Below are 23,069 nucleotides of genomic sequence, written 5' to 3'. Positions count from 1 at the left end.
AGGTTCCCGGGTAGCCGGCCAGCGGCCGGCACTACACCGCGAGCAGTTCCCCGGCACCGGCATCCAGCAGGCCACGCGCCACGCGCTGGCCCAGCGTCTCCGGATCACTGGCCGGGCCACGCGCTTCCGCGCGCACGATGCGGCCATCGGCGACCCCGCCGACCAGGCCCTGCAGGAACAGATCCTCGCCTTCCCATTGCGCAAAGCCGGCCACCGGCACGTGGCAGCTGCCGTGCAGTGCACGGTTCATGGCGCGCTCGGCTTCCACGCAGGCACGTGTGTCGGCATCGTCCAGCGCCGCGAACAGGCCCATCACCGCCGCGTCCTCACCGTTGCATTCCACCGTCACCGCGCCCTGCGCCGGGGCCGGCAACCAGTCCGGTGCCGCCAGCCGCGCCACGATGCGGTGGCCCAGGCCGAGCCGCTCCAGCCCCGCCACGGCCAGCACGATCGCGTCGTAGCCGCCGTTGTCCAGCTTGGCCAGGCGCGTGTTGACGTTGCCGCGCAGGTCCTGCAGCTCCAGGTCCGGGCGCAGCGCGCGCAGCTGGGCCTGGCGGCGCAGCGACGAGGTGCCTACCCGCGCGCCGATCGGCAGCGCGTCCAGCGAGGCGTACAGATTGGAGATGAAACCATCGGCCGCGTCATGACGGGTCAGCATCGCCGGCAGCGCGAACGGCGCGTCCAGCTCCATCGGCACGTCCTTGAGCGAGTGCACGGCACAGTCCGCTTCGCCACGCAGCATGGCCAGTTCCAGTTCCTTCAGGAACAGGCCCTTGCCGCCGATCGCGGCGAGCGAACGATCCAGCACCTCGTCGCCGCGCGTGCTCATCGGGACCAGCACCACGTCCAGACCGGGATGCGCCTGGCGCAGGCGGTCGGCAACATATTCGCTCTGCCACAGGGCAAGCGGGCTCTTTCGGGTGGCGATGCGCAGGGTCTTCATGGCGCCATTATCGACGCACAGGGGCGTATCGACCAACGGTCGGGCGCACCCGCACTTAGAGGTACTTGAGATCCTGCTTGAGGCTGGCCACGCAACGGCGGCTGACTTCCAGCGGCCCGTGGCCATGCCGCAATACCGCCTGGACCTGGCCTGCGCCATTTCGTCGCAGCTCGACCAGTTCGTGCCGGGCGACCAGGCAATTGCGGTGGATGCGCACGAAGCGGTTGCCGAATTCCTCTTCCAGCGACTTCAGCGACTCTTCCAGCAGGTCTTCGCCGCGGGCGTGGTGCACCACGACGTATTTTTCTTCGGCCTGCAGGTAGTGGATGTCCTCGACCGGGATCAGCCGCAGGCTGCCGCGCAGGCGCGCGCACAGCAGGGTACGCGCCTGCTGGCTGGCGGCGGTCGCCGGGCCACTGCGGCCGGCGAGGAAGGTGCGCGCACGCTCCAGCGCGGCCGCCAGGCGCTCGGGGCGCACCGGTTTCATCAGGTAGTCGATGGCGGCCGCCTCGAACGCGGACAGCGCATGCGCGTCGTATGCGGTGCAGAACACCACCGCCGGGCGTGGCTCGAAGGTGGCCAGATGGCGCGCGGCTTCCAGCCCGTCCAGGCCGGGCATGGCGATGTCGAGCAGGACCAGGTCCGGTTGCAGCTCGGCGCAGGCGTGCAGCGCCTGTTCGCCGTTCTCGGCCTCGGCCACCACCTCGATGCCGGCCTGGTCAGCGAGCAGGGAGCGCAGGCGCTCGCGGGCCAGCGGTTCGTCGTCGGCGATCACCACCTTCAAGACAGTTTCCTCACTGGACCGGGACCGTGATTTCGCAAGCATAGTAGCCGTCGGCCCACGCCCCCGTCATCCGCGCGGCCGGGCCGAAGCGCCAGGCCAGGCGATGGGCGATGTTGCGTTGTGCATGCCCGGCCCCCTGCAGGAGCGGCAGCCCGCGCGTGGCCGGATCCGGCGCCGGGTTGCGCACGCGGATGCGCAGATTCGTGCCGTCACTGGACAGTGCAAGCACGATCGTGCCGCCCGCCGGCACCCGCGAGATGCCATGCAGTACGGCATTTTCGACCAGCGGCTGCAGTACCAGCCGCGGCATCGGCAACGACCAAGGCAGCGGCTCGTCGCGCAGCCAGATCACTTTCAGGCGTTCGCCCAGCCGTAGCGATTCGATCGAGAGATAGCGCTCGGCCAGTTCGCACTCGGCCTGCAGGGTGGAATCGCCATCGCCGGCACCGAGCGCGGCGCGGAAAAGATCGGACAGATCCAGCACCGCGCGCTCGGCCACCTCCGGATCACGCCGCAGCAGGCTGGCGATCAGGTTCATGCTGTTGAACAGGAAGTGCGGCCGGATCCGCGCCTGCAATGCATCGGCCTGGGCCCGTGCGTTGGCCAGCATCTGCGCGCTGCCGCGGTCGCTGACGTAGAAGTAGCGCAGCGCCAGGGCAGTGATCAGCGCGGTGATCGCCGCACTGCCCAACGTGAACCGCCAGAAGCCGACCGCCTGGGCAAAGCTGCTGCCGCCGAGCACGCCGTACAGCGCATGCACGATCGCCGCGCACGCACCGGCGATCAGCCCGGTCATCAGCACCACCAGCACCATGCCCGGCACTTCGGGCAGGCGCGAGAGCACCGCGCGCACGCTGCACAGGCTGACCGTCACTGCCAGCGCCAGCCACAACGCGAAGCCGCTGGCGGACAGGAAGTCCGGCAGCGTCCAGTGGCGACTGCCATCGGGGGCCAGCGCCACTACGACAACCACCAGCTCGGCCAACCCCAGCATTGCCGCCAGGCGCGGCAGGCGGCACAGCTCGGGCAACCAGGACTGCTGGCGCGGGTCGCTCATGGCGTCAGGCGGCGAAGCGCGCCTCGAGCCAGTCGCCCAGCGCCTGCAGCTCCTCGGCGCAGACCTGGTGGGCCATCGTGTAGGTGTGCCACTGCACCGGCAGGCCGAGCGCGCTCAGCGTCTGCGCGGTGTGCTCGGCGATCGCTACCGGGATCACCGGATCCTGGGTGCCATGGGCCATGAACACCGGCACGCTGATGGCATCGGCCACGCGCGCGGCAGCCGCCTTGGCCGGATCCGGCAGATAGGTCGACAGTGCGATCAGCCCGGCCAGCGGACGGGTGCGACGCAGCAGCGCGCTGAGGATCACCGCCCCGCCCTGCGAGAAGCCGGCCAGCAGGATCCGTTCGGCCGGAATGCCGCGGGCGACCTCGCGCTCGATCAGCAGTTCCAGTTCCACGATCGAGGCGTCCACCCCGGCGCTGTCCGCGCGCGAACGGAAATCCATGCTGACGATGTCATACCAGGCGCGCATCGGCACGCCGTTGTTGATCGTGATCGGCTGCACCGGCGCATGCGGGAACACGAAGCGGATCGCCGGCCAGTGCGGGCGCACCAGTTCGGGCACGATCGGGGCGAAGTCATGGCCATCGGCACCCAGGCCATGCAGCCACAGCACCGACCACTGCGGGTCGGCGCCGGTTTCGTTTTCCACGGTATCCAGCATCAGGCGGCTCCAGTACGTTCAAGCCGCATTATGACCGCGGCCCACCGCAATGGGGGCGATGCCTGGATGGCCGTGATCAGCCGGCGGGATGTGCCTCGGCCGCAGCACGGCGCAGCTCGGCCGCGCGCACCAGCACCTTCGGCGGGGCCGATTCTTCCGGGATTTCCATCAGGCCCAACCGGTGCATCCAGACGCCAGCGGTGCGCGAGGAGGTGAAGCCCACCACCGGAATCGCCAGCACCATGCCGATCACCACCGGTGCCATCCATGCGGCCAGCGAGGGCGAGACCGCATAGGCCAGCGCGCCCATGAACAGGCCGAACACACTCAGCCCGCCGTAGCCACGCGTCAGCGCCAACCAGGACACGCCGCCATCGTCGCGCTGCTGCGCGTCCCAGCCCGAATCCTTGCCGGCCAGCACTTCGGCCACACCGCGCGACTGCACGTACATCACCACCGGCGCCATCAGCGCGGCGAGGATGGTTTCCAGCAGCATCGAGATGAACGCGCGGATCGTGCCACCGCAGCCACGGCGTTCAACCGGCTCCAGCAGCATCGCCAGATAGCCGAGCACCTTGGGCGAAAGCAGCACCACCATGGTGATGGCGAACATGCGGATCACCTGGGTCTCGTCCTGGTGGCGCCAGTACACGCCGGGCGAGAGATGCAGCACTTCATTGAGGTCGATGCCGCCCTGGAACAGCGGGATCGCAATGCCGATCAACATCAGCATCGCCCACATCGGCGCGGTGAAGTAGTGCCCGATGCCGACCAGCATGTGCATGCGGCTGACCCAATGCAGGCCCTTGGAACCGACCACCTTGGCGTGCTGCAGGTTGCCCTGGCACCAGCGACGATCGCGCACCAGCAGGTCGGTCAGGGTGGGCGGGCCTTCCTCGTAGCTGCCTTTCAGGTACGGCACCATGTGGGTGGCCCAGCCACCGCGGCGCATCAGGGCGGCCTCGACGAAATCGTGGCTGAGCACATGCCCACCAAACGGCTCCTTGCCCGGCAGCGACGGCAGACCGGCCTGCTCGGCGAAGGCCTGGGTGCGGATGATGGCGTTGTGGCCCCAGTAGTTGCTCTCCGCGCCATGCCACCAGGCCACGCCGCGGCCGATCACCGGGCCGTACACGCGGCCACCGAACTGCTGCATGCGGGCAAACAGCGTGCGCCCGCCAACCACCGCCGGCAGGGTCTGGATCAGCCCCACATCCGGGTTGTGCTCCATGCCGGCGACCAGGCGCACGATGGTGTCGCCGGTCATCAGGCTGTCGGCGTCCAGGATCAGCATCTGCGGATAGGCGCCACCGAAACGGCGGACCCAGTCGGCGATGTTGCCGGCCTTGCGGCCACCGTTGTCGCCGCGGCGACGATAGAAGATGCGGTCATGGCCGCCCACCGCGTCGCACAGGGCGTGGAAGGCCGCTTCCTCGGCCTGGCCGATGTCATCGCGCCGGGTATCGCTGAGCACGTAGAAATCGAAATTCGCCAGCTGGCCGGTCTCGGCCACCGACTCGTAGATCGCCTGCAACCCGGCCAGCAACCGGCGCGGATCTTCGTTGTAGGTCGGCATCAGCAGCGCGGTGCGCGTATGCACGGTCGGCAGCGGCGCATCCGGGTCGATGCCGAGCTTGTAGCCCCGATCGAATACCGCGGTCAGGAAGCCGGCCACGGCCCCGGCGAAGGACAACGCGATCCAGGCGAACAGGCCCACGAACAGCACCAGCAGGCAGGCTTCCAGCACACTGATGCCATCAACGGCGAGCACCTTCCACATCATCCGGCTGGCGGCGATGGTCATGGCTGCGGTACCGCCCAGGATGTAGAAACGGCGCAGCCCGATCATCCGCGGCGAGGTGCGCTGGCGCGGAACCTGCAGCTGCCCTTCGCGCAGGGACTGCTCGGGCATCGGCAACGGCGACTCGGCCGGCAACGTCGCCCGGCCGGCGTCCAGCAGGGCGTTCAGGGTCTGGGTACTCATGCGCGGTGTCCCTGTGCAGGGCGTGCCAGGCCGGGGGTGCCAAGTGTGGAAAGGGGCATCCTGAGCCCGGCGTACACGATGGCACGCATTCGTCCTGTCGGCGCAGGCCGGAGACCGGCACGCAGCGTATGTCTGTGACTACCGGAACCCACGAACTCTCCAAACCGCTTGAGACGAAAAATGCGGCTCAGTCTATGGCGCGAAATGTAAGGTGCGCGCGAAGGGCGGACCGGGGATTTCTCCGCATTCAGCTTTTGGATCGAGACAAGTGGAGGCCCTCTCGCGGCCAAGGGGGCGCAGGCCCTGTGCCATGGGCTTCTGCCCATTCATCTTGCGGGCGGCGGCGATCAGCCCCCTGCCGCAACGCGACCGGTCCCCATGGCCTCGGCAGGAGGAAGTGCCGCCAGTGGTGCGCAGTTTTTCGCCCTGGAGGGGGCGGGCCGGCAGCGTTGACGGGGTGCGGCAGCGGCTCAGGCGACGGTAGCGGCGATGGCCAGGTCGGTGTCTACCGGCAGGCGCGACAGCGCGCGGGCGCTCACCTGCGAAAACTGCAGCTGGGCAAGCAGGTGTTGTGCCTGGGTGGCAACCGGGCACGGGGTGATCTGCGGCCCTGCTTGCGGGCGATCGGGGGTCATCACATCAATGGACATGGTCTGGCATCTCGTTGACTTCTCATTACCCGCGGGGCTTCCGGCCGCGCGGATTGCGCACCCTATCGGAAAACCGGGACGAATGTGTGACGGTGCGCGCAGTCCCTGACAGGGGGCGTGCAAAGCGTCGAAAAATTGGCGCTAATCAAGAGCTTGCGGCTATCATGTAATCGTTTTCAACATACGATTCGGATATGGATTCCAACACTGCTTCCCCCTACAGCCCCAAGTGGCAGTTCCGCTTCAACTTCTTCGAACAGCACGGCGCCCCCAATTCGCCGACCTTCAAGGCCGCGTACAAGACGCTGCCGTTCGGCCAGAAGATCAAGGTCAACTTCAACTTGTTCGCCCTGTTCTTCAGCTGGATCTACCTGCTGATCCTGGGCATGTGGCGGAAGGCGCTGACGATACTGGGCATCACCCTGGTGCTGATGGTCGTCGTGGCCTTCCTGCCGGACGTGGTCGGCCGTGCGATCGGTGTGGCCTGGTCGGTGCTGATCGCGCTGACCACCAACTATTCGTACTACCTTGAAAAGGTAAAGGGCGATACCAGCTGGAACCCCTTCGCCGGCATGCGCTGGTAAGCAGCGCGCAGGCGTGGATGAAGAGCCCGGTCATTGACCGGGCTTTTTTGTGGAGCGTCGGCCGCGGTGTTGAGACACCCATCGATCTGCTGAACGAACCGGAGGCGCGCGGCCATCGGGAGGGCTGAGTCGATCCCGTTGGGCTCACGCCAGGTGTAGATCACCCTGGTACAGACCCCACGCCGCCCAGCCGGCAACGACGATCACGCCCGCCACGATCACCTGCTCCGCCCGGGTGAATATCCGCTGCCCATGCTGGTGCTTGGCGGCCGCGAACATGGCGATGCCCGGTGCGTACAGCAACACCGACAGCAGCACCTGTGACAGGCCACCGGCATAGACCAGCCACAGCGCGTATACCGTGGCCAGACCGGCCACCAGCAGATCGCGGACCCGCAGTCCGGGCTGCCCGCCATAGGTTTCCCCGCGTAGCGCCAGCAATGCACCGTAACCGGCCGAGAACAGATAGGGCACCAGGCTCATCGATGCGCCCAGCAGCACCAGGCTGGTATAGGTGCCGGCACTGAACAGGGTGATGATCAGAAACAACTGGATCAGCCCGTTGGTGAGCCACAGCGCGTTGGCGGGAACCTGTCGTGCGTTCTCGCGCCCGAGGAAGGCCGGCATCGTGCCATCCCCCGCCGCCGCATACAGCACTTCGGCGCACAGCAGCACCCATGCCAGCAATGCCCCCAGCACCGAGACGATCATGCCGATGATGATCAACGTGGCGCCCCAGGGCCCGACGATGGCCTCCAGCACGAAGGCCATCGAGGGATTGCGCGCCTGTGCCAGCGCTTCCTGGCGCAGCACGCCCATCGACAGCAGGTTGACCAGCATCAGCAGCGCGAGCACGCACACAAACCCGATGATCGTCGCGCGCCCGACATCCGAACGCCTGGCCGCGCGCCGCGAGTAGATGCTGGCACCCTCGATGCCGATGAACACCCAGACCGTGATCAGCATCATGCCCCGCAGCTGCTCACCCAGGCTGCCCAGTTCGGCCGTGCCCCAGAACTCGCCGGTGAAGATATCGGCCTTGAAGCCCACGGCGGCGATGATCAGAAACACCACGATCGGCACGATCTTGGCGACGGTGACGACCGCATTCACCAAGGCGGCCTGGCGGATGCCACGCAGGATCATTGCGTGCATCGCCCACAGCAGCACGGAGGCGCATGCCACCGCCTGCCAGGTATTGCCCTCGCCGAAGGCCGGCACGAAATAGCCCAGGCCGCTGAAGATCAGCACGAAGTAGCTGACGTTGCCGAGCAGCGAGCAGACCCAGTAGCCCCACGCCGCGGAAAAGCCGATGTAATCGCCGAACCCGGCGCGCGCGTACGCGTAGATACCGGTATCCAGCTCGGGCTTGCGGTTGGCCAGATTCTGGAACACGAAGGCCAGCATCAACATGCCCAGGCCACTGATCATCCAGCCGATCAAGGCCACACCCGGGCCGGCGCTGCGCGCGATGTTCTGTGGCAGTGAGAAGATGCCGGCGCCGATCATCGATCCGACCACCAGGGCAGTCAACGCGGTCAGGCCGAGCCGGTCGGAACGAGAGGTCATGTGCTCACCATCGGCAAACAGAATAGCGCCGATTACCAATGCCCGGCGGTGAGCACCGGGTGAACCGGCCCTGCCGGCGCGCCGTTGGCACCGGCGCGCCGGTCCGGATCAGAAGGTCTGCCAGTCCTCGCCGACCACTGCTGCTGCGGGCACGCGCGCAGCGGTCCGCGCGGGCGTGGCACGACGCGCCGGTGTGCCCGCCGCCGCCGCACTGGCCTGCAGGCGGAAGATCGCCACCGCCGTGCCCAGCTGCTGCGCCTGCTCTTCCATCGCACGCGCGGCCGCCGTCGCTTCTTCCACCAGCGCGGCATTCTGCTGGGTGGTCTCGTCCATCTGGGTGATGGTCTGGTTGACCTGTTCGATACCGGCGGACTGCTCCTTCGAAGCTGCCGAGATCTCGGCCATGATGTCGTTGACCCGGCGCACGCCGGTGACGATCTCTTCCATCGTGCGGCCGGCGGTCTGCACCAGGGCCGAGCCCGCGCTGACCTGAGTGACCGAGTCGTCGATCAAGGTCTTGATTTCCTTGGCCGCCCCGGCGGAGCGCTGCGCCAGTGCGCGGACTTCCGTGGCCACCACCGCGAAACCGCGGCCCTGTTCGCCGGCACGCGCGGCTTCCACCGCAGCGTTCAGCGCCAGGATGTTGGTCTGGAACGCGATGCCGTCGATCACCGAGATGATCTCGGCGATGCGCTTGGACGAGGCCTCGATGCCCGCCATGGTGGTCACCACCTGGCCGACCACCACACCGCCCTGCGAAGCCACCTCGGCAGCGCCGGCGGCGAGCTGGTTGGCCTGCACCGCGTGGTCGGCATTCTGGCGAACCGTGGAGGTGAGTTCTTCCATCGATGCGGCGGTCTCTTCCAGGCTGGCAGCCTGCTGCTCGGTGCGGCGCGACAGGTCGCTGTTGCCCGCGGCGATCTCGCCGGCGGCGAGGTTGATACTGCCGGTGGCCTGCTGGATCCGGCCGACGATGTCGGTCAACTGCGCCACCGTGGTATCGGCATCGTCACGCATCCGGGCGAACACGCCATGGAACTCACCACGCATGCGTGCGGTGAGATCACCCGCGGCGATGGCGCGCAGCAGCGCGGAAATCTGCTGCAGGTTGTCATCGCTGACCTGCATCATGGTGTTGAGGTTTTCCACCATCGCGCGGAAGTCGTGGTCGAAGCGCACCACATCGCCACGCTGGCTGAAATCACCCACCGCCGCCGCCCCGGCCAGATCCCCGATCTGGGTATTGATGGCACGCAGGTTGGCCTTGGTGGTATCCATTGCAGCCGTGAAAGCGGCCTGCTCGCCGGGCAGGCGGTCCATGTCCTGGCTCAGGTCACCGACCGCGTAGCGCTGCATCACCTCGACCAGACGGCGGGTGACTGCGATGTTGGCGCCCACCAGCTGGTTGGTGTCTTCCACCATCTTGCCGTACTCGCCGGGGAAGGTCTGCGCGTCCATGCGGTAACTCAGCTCGCCCGCCTCATGTCGCTGGGCCATCTCACCCTGCGCGGCCATCACTGCGCGCAGCTGGCTGCGCATGCGCTGCATCGATTCGAGCAGGCGGCCGACTTCGTCATTGCGCGCGGGCGGCAGCGGTGTATCCAGACGCCCCTCGGCCACGTCTGCGGACAGGCGGACGGCATCGGCCAACGGACGGATCGCCTGACGGCGCAGCAGCACGTACACGCTGCCGCTGAGCACCAGTGCCGCGCCCAGGCCAACGGCCAGGATGATCCACAGCAGCGCACGTGCCTGCGCGGTGATCAGCGCATGCGGCACGATCACACCCAGCGCGAAATGCTCCTCGCTGCCGCCGATGCGCAGCGGCACGTAGGTCTTCACGTTGCCTGCCGCATCCGGCTCGAAGGCATCAAAGGTCTTGTCTGCTTTGACCGCCGCCAGTACCTGCGTGGTCAGCGCATCCTCGCGACGCTTGCCGATCTCGTTGGCGTCCTTCGCGGCCAGGACGATGCCGCCGGGCGAGATCAGTTCCACATGGCCTTCGCCCATCGGGCGCAGCGCGGCGAGGTGCTTCTGCAATGCGGCCAGGGCGAAGTCCACCGTCACGACCCCGAGGAAGCTGCCGTCATCGATCACCGGGGTGGACAGCGTGGTCATCAGCACCTTCTGACCGCCGATCTCGTAGGTGTAGGGCTCGGCGACGGTCTGCCGCTTGAGCGCCTTCGGCTTGAGATACCAGTCGCCATCGCCGGGCACGTCATAGCCGGTCAGCGCATCCTGCATCGGCGCGCCGTCGTGCCAGGCCCAGTAGCTCATGAACCGGCCGGTATCATCGTGTGCCTCGGCGCCGACGAACTCGGCATCCTTGCCATCGAAGGCGTCGGGTTCCCACAACGTGCCGAAGCCCACCCATTCCGGGTGCACCTGCACCTGCTGGTGGATCACCGCAGACACCGTCGCCCGCGACAGCGTTCCCGCAGCGCGCTGCACCAGCAGGTTCTGCGCCAGCGCCTGGCTGGTGGCGAAAGCACTGGAGAGATCACCACTCACCCGCAGCGCTTCGGCCTGGGCCTCGCTCTGCATGGTGTGGCGGGAGGCATCCACCAGCGACGCGCTGGCTTCGCGATAGCTGATGGCAGCGGTGACACCGAAGCAGAGCATGGCGATCAACGCCGTACCCAGCATCAGTCGGTTGGCGATGCTGCCAGGGCGCTTGGAAGCAGTGGGGCGGGACACGGGCATGGGGGCGGTTCCGGAAAAAGGGCATACCGGCGGGCGCACGCATGCGCCGCCACGGAAACACGCAGTCCATTGCGGGCCGGCACGCGCGCGGTGCAATCACGGCGCGGCCAGCGGGGATCGATGCCACTGCCCTGCCCTGTGCAGATATCGCCTGCCGGCACCGCGACGGCACCGGCCCAGAGAAGGGACTCAGCTGGATAACGGCGTCATGCCGGCGATGTTGAGTGCCGAATCCTGACCGTGTTCAGTGAACGCCCGTGCTGCGGTCGCCGTGTCCCAGGCGCTCCACCAGTGTCTGGCTGGCCGCATTGAGTCCAATCACCTCCACCTGCGCCCCGCGTGCGCGCAGTTTGCCGGTCACCCGTTCCAGCGCGCCCACTGCGCTGAGGTCCCAGAAGTGCGCGCCGCTCAGATCGATGGTCACGCGCTCAGGCACATGCAGCAGGTCGAAGGCCGCCGCGAACTGCCCGGCCGAGGCGAAGAACACCTGCCCGCTGACCGTGTAGACCCGGGTGCCATCGGCCGTGTCGGCCTCGGCGATGTCCAGCATCCGGCCCACCTTGCGGGCGAAGAACAGCGCCGACAGCAGCACCCCGGTCAGCACCCCCTTGGCCAGATCGTGCGTGGCCACGGTGACGACCACCGTGCCCAGCATCACCACCGAGGAGCTTTTCGGGTGCAGCCGGAACTCGGCGAACGAGCGCCAGTGGAAGGTGCCGATGCTGACCATGATCATCACCGCGACCAGCGCGGCCATCGGAATCTGCCGGACCCACTCCGCGCCGTAGACCACCAGCAGCAGCAACAGCACGCCCGCCACCAGGCAGGACAACCGGCCACGGCCGCCGGAGGACACATTGATCACCGACTGCCCGATCATCGCGCAGCCGCCCATGCCGCCGAACAGCCCGGCGGTGATGTTGGCCAGGCCCTGTCCAGCGCACTCACGGTTGCGCTGGCTGGGGGTGTCGGTCATCTCTTCCACGATCTGCGCGGTCATCATCGACTCCAGCAGCCCCACCACCGCCAGCGTGGCCGAGACCGGCAGCAGGATGCGCAGGGTCTCCCAGGTGAGCGGCACATCGGGGAGCAGGAAGGTCGGCAGGCTGTCCGGCAGCGCGCCCATGTCGCCGACGGTGCGGATGTCCAGGCCCAGCCAGATCGACAGCCCGGTGAGCATCACGATCGCCACCAGCGGCGAAGGCACCGCCCGGGTCAGCAGCGGCAGCAGGTAGATGATCGCCAGACCGGCCGCGCACACGGCGTACACCGTCCATGGCATCCCGATCAGCTCGGGCAACTGCGCAAGGAAGATCAGGATGGCCAACGCGTTGACGAAGCCGGTGATCACCGAGCGCGAGACGAAGCGCATCAGGGCACCCAGCTTGAGCGCGCCGGCGACGATCTGCAGCAGCCCGGCCAGGATCGTCGCGGCCAGCAGATACTGCAGGCCGTGGTCGCGGACCAGATCGACCATCACCAGCGCCATCGCGCCGGTGGCCGCGGAGATCATGCCCGGCCGGCCGCCGGCGATGGCGGTGACCACCGCGATGCAGAACGAAGCGTACAGACCGACCTTGGGGTCGACCCCGGCAATGATGGAAAACGCGATCGCTTCGGGAATCAGCGCGAGGGCGACCACGGCGCCGGACAGCAGATCACCGCGGATGTTGCCGAGCCATTGCTGGCGCAGCGGATAGGACACAGACATGGACAGACTCCACGCACCGGCGATGCGCACGGCGCGTTGTGTGATGAAGACAAAGCACTCCCTGAGCCAGCGCAAGGGCCGGCGCGTCGTCAACGCGGTATCAGGGTGGCGTCATCACACGACGGTCGGAACAGGAGGGGCGCGCAGGATACCGCAGGGCGACGGGGGCCTCAAACGGCGGCCATTGACCGGCCGTGGCGCCGGCGCGCAGGATGCGGGCACCTCCCCTGCCCCGGAATGCGCCCATGTACGGTTTGATCGGCAAGATGTTGACCGCGCCCGGCCAGCGCGACGTGGTCATCGCGATCCTGCTCGAGGGCACCAGTGCAATGCCGGGCTGCCGCAGCTACGTGGTGGCGCGCGACCCCACCGCGGCGGATGCACTCTGGGTAACCGAGGTGTGGGACAGCCAGGAACTGCACCGCGCCTCGCTGGCACTTCCGTCTGTCCAGGCGGCGATCGCGAAAGCGCGGCCGATGATCACGGGGTTCGGCGAGCGGTTCGAGACCGAGCCGGTGTCGCCTAATTAACAAAGCGAAACTTTTTTCTACGGCTAGCATGGTCGACCTCGACGGCCGAATAGAGTGCCGCATAGAATCATCCAACCCGCTTCCACCCACCAGACATATCCTGATTCTCGACACACACAATGCCAGCGAATACAACACATCATGGAAACAGTCGAGTTTTCTTGCAGTGAGTGACTTCATTGCACCGAGTAGCCAGTACATTTCAACCAAGCAAGCAATCCCAAGAGGCTGACTCCGGATGGCTACAGTATTTGCAGCACTATGGGCACTTTTTGCAGCAGCCATCATCGCGGCGCTAACAGCATGGCTGCAGCAGCGGAGCTGGAATCGACAAGAAGAAGTGAAAAGAAACGACAGAGCACAGCACGACGCACGCTCCGTTGCAAACGACCTCTCTACCCTTGTGGCCAAGAGAATCTACCGGCAAAAGAGATTCGCTTGGTATAAGTTAAACAATGACGGCACAGAAGCTGATGTCGCGGAGTATCGCATGATACTCCTGGAATGGAACGACAGCCTCGCAGACATCAATGCAAGGTTGATGTACTCATTTGGCTACAGCACAACCCTTGCACTGGATCGAGAGATACATCAGCCAATTGCACTTGCTCACAGATCAATCCAAGACCTCAAATCGTCCACCGAGATAGTCGCGCAACTTAGCGCGATAAGTGAACGCGGTTACCGGTTCTGCGAGGCACTGCAACGTCGCGCCAAAAATTTCGAATTAGAAGGATATGAGGGAAAGAAAACGGTTTGTTACTCAAACAGGGCATCCCTCTCCAACTCGCACCTTCTAATGAGACTTCTAGGCCTTTCCAACGAGACGTAGTGCATATTTTGATCTCCCACTCACTTTGCTTGCCCACATCGGAGCATCGCAGGAAATTTTCTCCAAGAACTCTTGTGTGTCTTGAACTGGAAACCAAGCCTCACCCTCAGCACGCTTTCTTACGACTTTTGGCAACGGATAGACAAGGAAGCTGGACAACAATGAGGCCTCGTTAAGGTCCAACTCCCCGACATCCTTGTCAAATACCAGCTCCGCGGCGGCCTGCAACCCGGTGAGTTTGTAGCCCATGTAAGCACAACTCAGGTAGGACACAAGGATGTCTTGCTTATCCACTCGGTGGGCCAAGAGCCATGCTAGAACCCACTCATTGAACTTCCTGCCAAACGTTCTTTCTTTCCTATTCAAGTAAGTTCGGACGTATTGCTGCTCAATTGTGCTTATTCCACCAATTCTTTTCCCGGTTAGTAGCTGCCTAGCCAGTCGTGGAAGGAAGCGTGGATCAATGCCTCCATGTCTATAGAAATGCCTATCCTCTAGAGCCAAGATGCATTGGACCGCGTTTCCGTCTACCCAAGTTCCGTCACCCGAGTATCCGAGCCATCGACGACAGGACACATCAAATAGAAGATCATCGACGGCCAAATTGAAGAAGATCAACCAACCCTTGATGTCCCAAGCGTATTTCGGCAGATTCGCATCCAACTGCGGCCTCAGCCATGAATTCTGTATCCGCACATTTGCCTCCCGGATTATTCGGCAGGAACAATAGCATCCTGTGGATAGATTATGGGATTGCGGCGGCCCTGCTAGAACCTTGGAGATCGGCGTCTCCCTAGGTCGAGCGGTGATTCTCTCCACCCGTGACCACCGAGCAATTAAGTGATTACGCGACCCGAAGATGTGTCTACCCAACGCGACGGTGCCTGCCCGGTCACCCGCCGGAACGCCGCGGCGAACTTGCCGGGGTTCGCATAGCCCATCGCCAGGGCGACCTCGGTGACGCTGCGGCCGGCCAGCAGCATCGGCTTGGCCGCCTCCATCCGGCGCCACGTGAGATACGCGTAAGGCGTCATGCCGGTCGCGATCCGGAAGCCGCGGCTGAATCCGCTGGCCTCCTGCCCGACTTCCTGCGCCATGCGGGCGACGCCCAGATCGTCGCCGAGATGGGCATCGATCAGTTCCTGCACGCGCTTGAGGTGCGTCGGTGACAGCGCGCGTCGCATAGCGGGCGCCGCAACCGGCAGTCCGGCCAACCGCTGCAGCACCAGATCGACACCGTGCTCAAAGAATGCGGCAGAACCTGCATGTGCCTCGGCGCAGTGCCACAACGCCCACATCACCGAGGCGATCACCGGGTCTTCCTGCAGCGCCGATGCCGCGCAATGCAGCTGCTCCAAGCGCACACCGCGATCCTGCAGATGCCGCGCGTCGATGGCCAGGCCCAGCAGCGCCAGCGCTGGGCTGCGGAATTCGCCCGGGCAGTCCGGCAACACCAGATTGAACGCGCCTGGGCGCCAAGGCTGCGCGATGCGTCCGAGCGCCGTGCGCTGATACAGGGTGCCGCCGCCCGCCGTGAGCAGCCCGATGCGCAACGCACCGCCCTCACCCATCGTGCCCTGCGCCGCGGCGAACGTGTGGCGAAGCATCAGCACCGAGCCGTCGGCATTGCCCACGCACGCGTCCAGCGGACCGGCGCTTTCGGCCGCCACGCGTGCAGCCACGGCAGTCGCTGGCGTGGCAGTGGCAGTGGCAGTGGCGCAGGTCATCAGGTGTCCAGTTCTGGATCCGCCCTGCCGGGAATGGAGCGGCAGCACCTAATTGTTACACAATAACATTCGCGATTCCTCCCCATCACCGTGGTGCGCGCCACCACCCCAGAGGCTCCTCGTGAAACACGCTGTACTTGCCGGCGCCGTGCTCGCCGCGCTTCAGTTGCTGCCCAGTGCGCCCGCCCAGGCCCAGTCCACCCCGGCCGCCAAGGCCACCGAACTGGACGGCATCGTAGTAACCGGCAGCAAACGCGCTACCCCGTACCTCAAGAGCGACATGTCGGTCACCGTGCTCAACCGCGAAGCCCTCAAAGAAGCGCACGTCACCGAGTTCCGCGACCTGGACAAGCTGGCCCCCAACGTGAAGTTCAACGTGATGGGTCAGCTCAGCGACATGTTCATCTCCATCCGCGGCATCGAGTCCAACCCGTTTCTGGTCAACCGGGCCTCGGTCTATATCGATGGCATTCCGTTCCGCGAGCTGAGCAACGCGGTGTTGAACCATGTGGAGTCGGTGGAGATCCTGCGCGGGCCACAGGGCACGCTGTACGGTGCCAACAGCGAATCCGGCCTGGTGCTGGTGCGCACGCGCGCACCGTCGGCCACCACCGAGGGCGAGGTCAATGTCGGGCTGACCTCCTTCAGCAACGGTCATGGCCGCAGCGTGGATGGCTTCCTCGGCGGCGCGCTTGGCAAGAGCGACCGGTTGTTCGGCTCGATGGCGTTCATGGCCTCGGACGAAGACAGCCACCTCAAGAACCTCACGCCGTTCAATGGCGTAAAAGGCAAGGTCAAGGAAACCTACCTGCAGGGCAAACTTCGCTGGGAGCCGACCGATACGCTGGCCATCAATGCGATCGCCTATCACCTGGGCACGCGTGCACCCGGGATGTTCGAGTACGAATATCTGCCGCTGGATGTCGGTCTGTATAACCGCACCTATGGCGATCTCTACAACGGCGGCCGTGGTACCGGTGACTTCACCTACATCAACGATGCGCCCAAGCGCACCACCAAGAATGAAACCGTCGCCGGGACCAGCGCGCAATGGCAATTGTCCGGCGGCACTCTGGATGCGGCCCTGTCCTACCGCCAAGAGGAGGACACCTCCGCCGGCTACGACTTCGACATGACCGCCACGCCCGCCCTCGCCGGGCGCATCTACGACAAGCAGCACAGCTGGAACGGCGAGCTGCGCTTCAGCTCCCCCAGCGATCAGGCCCTGACCTACATCGCCGGCATCTCCACCTACCGGCACCACAAGGACTCCATCCTGGGCACGCTGGTCGGCCCGCCGTTGCGCGGCCTGGGCAGCTATGACCTCGCTCCGCTGCAGGGCTCGGATGGCCAGGACTACAGCGTGTTCGGCACGGCCAGCTACACCCCACCCTCGCTGCCGAAACTGACCACCAGCCTTGGCCTGCGCCATGAGCAGGCCAAGCGCTCCACCCGCCAGCGCGAAGGCACGCTCGATCTGGGCCCGGGCGGCCTGGTGTTCTATCGCGATGCCGAGCTCGCACACACCTTCACTGCCACGCTGCCACGCGTGTCACTGCGCTACGACGCCAGCGACACGCTCTCGTTCTACGCCGCATCCGCCAAGGGCTACATTCCGGGCGGCTTCAATCTGGCGGCCGCGCAGAGCGACGTCGTCAACGACAAAGTGCTGCGCTACGAATCGGAAATGATGTGGAGCCACGAGCTCGGCTTCAAGATGAACGTGCTCGGCGGGCGCGGGCATATCGGTGGCGCGGTGTTCCACATCACCTCGGACAACTGGCAGGAAATCCAGCTGGCCACCGATGCCAACGGCCGGCCGATCTCCTCCGACTACGTAGGCTCGGATGCGTCCATCCGCTCGCGCGGTGTGGAGCTGGAAGGCGCGCTGGAGGTGCTGCCAGGCCTGACGCTGACCGCCAACGCGGGCTACGTGGACGCCGAGTACCGCAAGCTGTTCGTCGGCGCCAATGAAAGCCTGGCCGGCAACGACGTCAAACTCACTCCGCAGTACACGGCGTATCTCGCCGCACGCTACCAGCACCGCTCCGGGCTGTTCGCGCGCGTGGAGTCATCGTTCAATGGCCGCATGGCGCTGGACGAACGCAATCGCGCCTACCAGCCGGCTGTGGCCATCCTCGGCGTGCAGCTCGGCTATGAAACCGGGCCGTGGAGCACGCGCGTGTACGTCGACAACCTGACCAACAAGCGGCGCATCAACGGGTTGATCTTCGACAACCTGGCGTTCGGCCGTGACGGCAACTACTACGGTCCCATCGATCGCCCGCGCATCGTCGGTGCGGAAGTCGGCTATCGGTTCTGAGGCAGCGTGGAGGGTGCTGCGGTGCCCTCCTACTCCTTGAGAACGTCCTGTGCCTCCACGATATCCACCCCCGAGACCTGCCCCAGCCAACCATCAAACCAGGGCTTGTGCGAAGCGCCGACGATGGACAGGACGCGGGAACCGGGGTGGTCACGCACAACCTCGAGAATGTTGGCGACCATGCGCAGATTGCGGATTTCCCAGCCCTGCACCCAGATCTGGGGGTAGTGGTGCGGTGACACGGCGGCCAGTGTCGGGCGCACGTTGGACTCGGCGAGCACCTGCAGCGCCGCGGGATCGTTGACGCTGCGATACAGCGAGAGCAGATCGTTGGACGCGATGAAGGCCGCTTCGCGTTCCGTCATGGCATCGAACGTGGGGCCATACCCACTCCACGCCTGCTGGAGCGCCGCGCTGAACGCCTTGCGGTCGGCGATCTGGTGATTGTCACCGGTATGGTCGTCGACGGCGTACACGCGCTGCAGACCGAGCCGCGCGGCCAGGACCGCAGCGATCTGGTAGCTCTCGTTCTTGCGCGTTTGAATCTGCTTGAGCAGCTCGACGAGGCTGCCGTCCAGGCCGTCGCCCGCGCGTCGCTCGGCCACGGGCAGCTGCAGCCACTGCACGTAGGCAGACGCCCGTTCGCCAGCGGCAAGGAACAGGGCGGCCAGTTGGCGACGCTGCGCGGCGGTGGGGGCAGCCGGCCAGGCCGCCAACGTCCTGTTGACCTGTACGATCGCCGCCGGCACCTCCAATCCCGTGGCCGTCTTCGCGGTGTCCGTGCTGGCGCAGTAGTCATCGCCGTAGACCGCCGCATGGCGCTTGGCCAGATCGCACTGCTCGCCGCTGATGGCTTCGATGGTGATGTAGCCGGGCTTGAAGGCCGCCAGCCTGTCCAGCAGCGGATCCAGCGCCTTGGGATCGAAGGCCTCGTGCTCGCTCAGGTGCACGCTGCCCAGCACGAGGACCTCGGTGCGTGGGCCGACCATGTCCTTGTCCAGCGCCGCAAGGTCCACAGCCGCGTACGTAACCGCGGGGAGCAGCGTTACCAGGCAGCCGCACAGCATTGAGTAGCGTCGCTTCATCATCCATGGCCTGAGAGGTGGTTGACGGATGTTTTAGCAAGGCGCCGGCACCGCGACACCTGCCGAATGACACGGGGACCAAAGGCGCCGTGCGGGAGTTCGTTCCGGCTTATGGGCGCCACCACCCAGTTCCCGATGCCGCCTACTGACAAGATAGTAGGATTGAAGCAACCAACGGAAGGTCTTACGCATGGGCAGTTTCAGTATCTACCATTGGATCATCATCGTCGGCTTGATGCTCATCCCGGTCGCTATCGCAGCGGTGATCGCCATCGTCGTCCTCAGCCTGCGAAAGAAGCCACCCAACCGCTGACGAGCGCCCCCTGCCGGGTCAGAATGGCCGGCTCCCCGCGTGTTGCGGGTGTCTCAAGGGATCCGGCATGGCGACAAGGAACACCAAGGTCGAGTGGCTCAAGGGGATGATGCTGCTCATCTTCTTTGCCATGCTGTTCGGTATCCCCAACAGCTCACCCTGGTTTGGGCTGGTGTTCGTGTACCTGCTGGCCGCCGGGCTGTTCATCGTGGGCAGCATGCTGTGGATTGCCTTGCGCAGCCGTCGCGCAGCGCTGGCCTTGAGCCGCACGCCCCCCAAGCGCGCCCTTCACACCCGCGAGGTGAAGGCGCTGGAGTGGTTCGGCCAACCCGAGCGGATCGTCTGGCGCATGCCGCGCGGCAACGTGATCGACCTGATCAAGGCGGCACGGGCCGCAGGCAGCCGTCCGGTGGTGCGCACACTGTGCGGGCCGTATCGCGTGATGGTGCGCGCCCGACATCACGAGCGACATGACTTCATCGGCGAGGTGGAGGTACTCATGCTGCCGGGGGCGGATCGCTCCCTGCGCGACAACAACGAGGCCGACGTGTTGCTGTGCGGAACGTTCGCGGTGGTGCTTGCGTTGAATGGTTCGTGGCGGATCGACCAGGCGCCATCGCTGTTGCGATGACGCGCGTGCGCATCGCGTTGTCGTTCAATCAGTAGCGCGGCTTGATCGGCTCACTGGAATCCAGGTACCCGGCAGCGAGAGCCTTCTCGCAGGCGATATAGCCTGCGTTGACCACGCGCCCCTGCGCGTTGAAGGCCACATAGTAGGGCGAGCTGTTGCCGCGGTTGCGCAGGAGATAGTTGTAACAGACGCCGTTGATGCCGGGGAGCACCATTGCGTCCAGCGGCCGTCCCGCGGCGCTCAGGACCGACTCGCGGCTCGCCCCCTGCTGCAGCGAACTCATCACGACCGGATTGCCGCGGTCATATTGAAGGATGCTCGACATGCAGCCGGATAGACCGGCGGAGAGAGCGCACGCAAGCAGGATTGAATTTGTGATTGGCGCGAAGCTCATCGCTTTCGTGCAAGTGCTGCCGCCGGTCTGTCGACATAGATCCTTCACCTCAAACCCGACATTGCTCTACTTGGGGACCGTGGTGATCTGCGTCTCGATGAATTTTGATGTGCGCATGCAACCTCCTGGCTGGATAAAGATGCCTGAGAGCTCTAGTTATCGGGAGTCTGGCTGGCGGGGAAGCCTACAATGAGGCCGACCAGCGCGACCTGCGTATCAGCGTCTATGACGGCGCAGTAGACCTCCGAAAGCGTGGCGTCACCCCCACCCTGGCCATGGCCTAGCGGGACAACGGAATGATCCATAATGGAAACTTCGTGGTGGACGGCGTGGGACACAGCGGGGCACCGGATGTCGTCACTGTAAGCGCGCGCAGCGCGGACCTGACCGGTGCCATTTGCTCCCGTCGTGAAAGAAGCTGGCACGTCACAACCCTAAGCGTGTGCTTTCCATCATCGCCGGTGACCACTCGCCAAAGGCGACTATCGCTCCCGATCTGGCGGGCATGGCGGTGCCGCACTCGGACCGGGCCAACGAGAGCAACATCAGCATACTGACGCGGCTGGCCAAGCGCTTGGACGCCGTGGCCACCGTCAAAGCCAGCACCCTGATCTTCGCGCCCATTGGCAGCGGTCCCACGCCTAGCAGTATCGAGCTGCCGGGCGTGCAGATCACCCGGCAGTCCGGTGACCAGCACCGCTGCGCAGTCTCTGAACGCGAGAGGCTCACCGGCGCACGGTCGTGCTTGTGGGCACGTCCGACAACGAGAGGAAGCTCCAACCCACCTACGCAACCGAGACCGAGCCCCGGCACCACGCACACGCCGAGCTCCAGCGCCTAGACCGTGACGCCGACTCGCTGTCCTACACTCCGGCACTGGGCCGAGCAGATCTTTACCCACGGCGATCCATCACCGTGAGCGGATTCAAACCGCAAATCGACGGCACGGATTGGCTAATCAGCAAGGCAACCCAGACCATCTCAGGACCCGCTGTCTTTACAACGTGAGTTGATTTGGAACGGAGCGGCTAGTACCGCTTCACTTCAACGACTTTGTACTTCCCAAATAGGGAAGGGAAGTAGAAGAATATTGTTAGTCCCGGCTCAATTTCCATGTCGTCCGTATCAGAGATGAACCCCTTGAATGAAGAACGATCAAACTCCGTTGGCGGCTTGGGAGTAGAACAATAGAAGTGGATCTTCTCTCCGCCTTGGGAATGAATCTTTCGCGCCAACTCACGAAGCACCATCCCAGTGTGCATCACTCCAAGATTCTTGATGCTTGTGACAGCACCCCAGCTTCCGGGGGTTGACGTGGTCTCACCAGCCGAGTAATACGAAGAGAAAATGCTCGGCTCGACACCTAGCGCTCTTAGTCTCTCTGAATGATCGGATGAAGGCCCGGGCAACGTCATTTCACGAACATTCAACCTAATCTCCTCAGCAGCCTTCTTCCAGTATTCCGAGATCTCCGCATTCGCATACGCGACGTCACTCAGAGTGGTCTCTGACACCTTGGCACTCAGACGATCCCCGGCAGCACTTAGGAATTCCTCGAGGTCGTACATCCAGAAGCGCTCTAGCTTTCCCTCAGAGAGCATCTCCGTGCACATCTCCGGGTGAGGCCCAACCAGCCGTTCATTGTGCTTCTGCCACCAATCAGACTTTCGGTCCTGGGTCAGGATAACCAGATCAACCACCTGATCTTGATCTGCCAGATGGTCTATCACCTGCTTCCACAGCACGTAGTCGCCGTAGAGGCGATTGTAGACAATGCCCCCATGCCGAAAAGTTGGGTCCTTCTTATTAGCATCTTCGAACCCCGGACCCATTCTGTCCTTGTAGCGCTTCTCAGCCTCTGCGTACATTTCGTTCAAATGCTGCTGCGTCGGAGGCGCACCAATCCTGTCTTCATAGAGTGCAGATATCTCTTCACGCACAGAATCTGCACCGACCAAGTCAACTTGCCCGTTGAGCGCGCCCTTTGCCTCTTTGATGACAGAGCTTCCGAGCGACAGAAGTTTCTTCATGTCTCTTGACGCGCGGTCAAGGCCCCGTTTTTCAAGCTGCACGGCAGCGACGGCCTCCTCAAACTGCGCCAAGGCACCGTCGAGTGGCTCAGTTACCTTGTTCACTCGGTCTCGAGCCTGCCCGATAGCGCGCGGCCGATTTCTCTGAAACTCGACTGCAACTTGATATGGCATCCACAGTCGCTCCTTTAGCTTCCCTAACGCGCCAAGAGTTTCGGATCTTGTCCTCTCAGGCAGTCCGTACAGCTGCAGGAGCAAGTTTGCGTCAACAACGAATGTTGCCTGGCTCCAAAGCAGCTCTAGGTCGCGCTCACTGGGTGCGTAATAACCGGGAAACAGACCTTCAAGCACCCCGTTCTTGACGGTTGATTTTTTTCCGCTCATACATTGCCATCCATAGATATCGAGAATTTGCGGAGATTCCGCCCAGCCAGAACACACCAGCTTGAGCGATTGAGCTTCCATCCAAAGCCGCGCTTACTAGTAGCTTCCCTGCCCCCCCATACTGCATCGCAAACAGGGCGCTAGACAGCGGCCGGCCGGCCGAACGAT

At 64.6% G+C, this 23,069-nt stretch carries 19 protein-coding genes; 6 read left to right on the top strand and 13 right to left on the bottom strand.

Features of this window, described 5'->3' with window-relative positions; genetic code table 11:
• Window positions 1-31 precede the first annotated feature (31 nt).
• The 6 genes from hemC to ABE571_RS04555 all read right to left on the bottom strand — a co-directional run bounded on the left by hemC (window position 32) and on the right by ABE571_RS04555 (window position 6,085).
• Entirely contained in the window at window positions 32-943 is a 912-nt protein-coding gene (hemC, locus tag ABE571_RS04580; protein WP_313209090.1) for a hydroxymethylbilane synthase, read from the bottom strand.
• A 55-nt stretch (window positions 944-998) separates the two neighbouring features.
• Entirely contained in the window at window positions 999-1,727 is a 729-nt protein-coding gene (locus tag ABE571_RS04575; RefSeq protein ID WP_313219529.1) for a LytTR family DNA-binding domain-containing protein, read from the bottom strand.
• A 10-nt stretch (window positions 1,728-1,737) separates the two neighbouring features.
• Window positions 1,738-2,784 carry a histidine kinase gene (locus tag ABE571_RS04570; RefSeq protein WP_313219528.1) on the bottom strand — a complete coding sequence of 349 codons (1,047 nt, stop codon included), beginning with the start codon at window positions 2,782-2,784 and terminating at the stop codon, window positions 1,738-1,740.
• 4 nt (window positions 2,785-2,788) lie between these two features.
• On the bottom strand, window positions 2,789-3,454 hold the full coding sequence (locus ABE571_RS04565; protein WP_282257418.1) for a dienelactone hydrolase family protein: 666 nt from the start codon (window positions 3,452-3,454) through the stop codon (window positions 2,789-2,791).
• 73 nt (window positions 3,455-3,527) lie between these two features.
• Window positions 3,528-5,435: a glucans biosynthesis glucosyltransferase MdoH gene (gene mdoH / locus ABE571_RS04560; protein ID WP_313209087.1), complete on the bottom strand. Its 1,908-nt coding sequence runs from the start codon at window positions 5,433-5,435 to the stop codon at window positions 3,528-3,530.
• A 470-nt stretch (window positions 5,436-5,905) separates the two neighbouring features.
• On the bottom strand, window positions 5,906-6,085 hold the full coding sequence (locus ABE571_RS04555) for a hypothetical protein (protein ID WP_313209086.1): 180 nt from the start codon (window positions 6,083-6,085) through the stop codon (window positions 5,906-5,908).
• 194 nt (window positions 6,086-6,279) lie between these two features.
• On the opposite strand from ABE571_RS04555, the gene ABE571_RS04550 reads away from it, so the two are divergent.
• Entirely contained in the window at window positions 6,280-6,669 is a 390-nt protein-coding gene (locus ABE571_RS04550) for a DUF2628 domain-containing protein (RefSeq protein WP_313209085.1), read from the top strand.
• Between the two features lie 144 nt (window positions 6,670-6,813).
• Here the strand turns inward: ABE571_RS04550 and arcD are convergent, their stop codons facing one another.
• The 3 genes from arcD to ABE571_RS04535 all read right to left on the bottom strand — a co-directional run bounded on the left by arcD (window position 6,814) and on the right by ABE571_RS04535 (window position 12,652).
• Window positions 6,814-8,238 carry an arginine-ornithine antiporter gene (arcD, locus tag ABE571_RS04545; protein WP_346465805.1) on the bottom strand — a complete coding sequence of 475 codons (1,425 nt, stop codon included), beginning with the start codon at window positions 8,236-8,238 and terminating at the stop codon, window positions 6,814-6,816.
• Between the two features lie 108 nt (window positions 8,239-8,346).
• A complete protein-coding gene (locus ABE571_RS04540) occupies window positions 8,347-10,941 on the bottom strand; it encodes a methyl-accepting chemotaxis protein (RefSeq protein ID WP_346493296.1) in 2,595 nt (864 codons plus the stop codon).
• A gap of 244 nt (window positions 10,942-11,185) precedes the next feature.
• The gene (locus ABE571_RS04535; protein ID WP_346493295.1) at window positions 11,186-12,652 is read right to left on the bottom strand and encodes a SulP family inorganic anion transporter; all 1,467 of its coding nucleotides are present in this window, start codon (window positions 12,650-12,652) and stop codon (window positions 11,186-11,188) included.
• Window positions 12,653-12,897: 245 nt separating this feature from the next.
• Between ABE571_RS04535 and ABE571_RS04530 the strand changes: the two genes are divergently transcribed.
• A complete protein-coding gene (locus tag ABE571_RS04530) occupies window positions 12,898-13,182 on the top strand; it encodes a putative quinol monooxygenase (RefSeq protein WP_346493294.1) in 285 nt (94 codons plus the stop codon).
• Between the two features lie 238 nt (window positions 13,183-13,420).
• Window positions 13,421-14,014: a hypothetical protein gene (locus ABE571_RS04525; RefSeq protein ID WP_346493293.1), complete on the top strand. Its 594-nt coding sequence runs from the start codon at window positions 13,421-13,423 to the stop codon at window positions 14,012-14,014.
• Between the two features lie 836 nt (window positions 14,015-14,850).
• Here the strand turns inward: ABE571_RS04525 and ABE571_RS04520 are convergent.
• Complete coding sequence (locus ABE571_RS04520) at window positions 14,851-15,741, bottom strand: AraC family transcriptional regulator (protein WP_346493292.1); 891 nt, start codon at window positions 15,739-15,741, stop codon at window positions 14,851-14,853.
• 121 nt (window positions 15,742-15,862) lie between these two features.
• On the opposite strand from ABE571_RS04520, the gene ABE571_RS04515 reads away from it, so the two are divergent.
• Window positions 15,863-18,064 (top strand): TonB-dependent receptor plug domain-containing protein, encoded by a 2,202-nt coding sequence (locus tag ABE571_RS04515; protein ID WP_346493291.1) that lies wholly within the window; start codon window positions 15,863-15,865, stop codon window positions 18,062-18,064.
• Between the two features lie 29 nt (window positions 18,065-18,093).
• On the opposite strand, the gene ABE571_RS04510 is transcribed toward ABE571_RS04515, so the two are convergent.
• On the bottom strand, window positions 18,094-19,131 hold the full coding sequence (locus ABE571_RS04510) for a DUF5694 domain-containing protein (protein ID WP_346493298.1): 1,038 nt from the start codon (window positions 19,129-19,131) through the stop codon (window positions 18,094-18,096).
• A 208-nt stretch (window positions 19,132-19,339) separates the two neighbouring features.
• On the opposite strand from ABE571_RS04510, the gene ABE571_RS04505 reads away from it, so the two are divergent.
• Window positions 19,340-19,462, top strand: a complete 123-nt coding sequence (locus ABE571_RS04505) for a hypothetical protein (RefSeq protein WP_302476396.1) — start codon at window positions 19,340-19,342, stop codon at window positions 19,460-19,462.
• Between the two features lie 109 nt (window positions 19,463-19,571).
• Entirely contained in the window at window positions 19,572-20,093 is a 522-nt protein-coding gene (locus tag ABE571_RS04500) for a hypothetical protein (protein WP_346493290.1), read from the top strand.
• A gap of 28 nt (window positions 20,094-20,121) precedes the next feature.
• Here ABE571_RS04500 and ABE571_RS04495 read toward each other — a convergent pair whose 3' ends face one another.
• Both ABE571_RS04495 and ABE571_RS04490 read right to left on the bottom strand, forming a co-directional pair.
• On the bottom strand, window positions 20,122-20,418 hold the full coding sequence (locus ABE571_RS04495; RefSeq protein WP_346493289.1) for a hypothetical protein: 297 nt from the start codon (window positions 20,416-20,418) through the stop codon (window positions 20,122-20,124).
• A 1,097-nt stretch (window positions 20,419-21,515) separates the two neighbouring features.
• A complete protein-coding gene (locus ABE571_RS04490; RefSeq protein ID WP_346493288.1) occupies window positions 21,516-22,901 on the bottom strand; it encodes a PIN-like domain-containing protein in 1,386 nt (461 codons plus the stop codon).
• Between the last annotated feature and the right edge of the window lie 168 nt (window positions 22,902-23,069).

Origin of the sequence: Stenotrophomonas sp. TWI273 (assembly GCF_039674765.1) — a bacterium.
Classification (GTDB): Bacteria; Pseudomonadota; Gammaproteobacteria; order Xanthomonadales; family Xanthomonadaceae; genus Stenotrophomonas.
The sequence above is the reverse complement of the archived record's forward strand: the minus strand, read 5'-3'. Positions and strand labels throughout refer to the sequence as shown.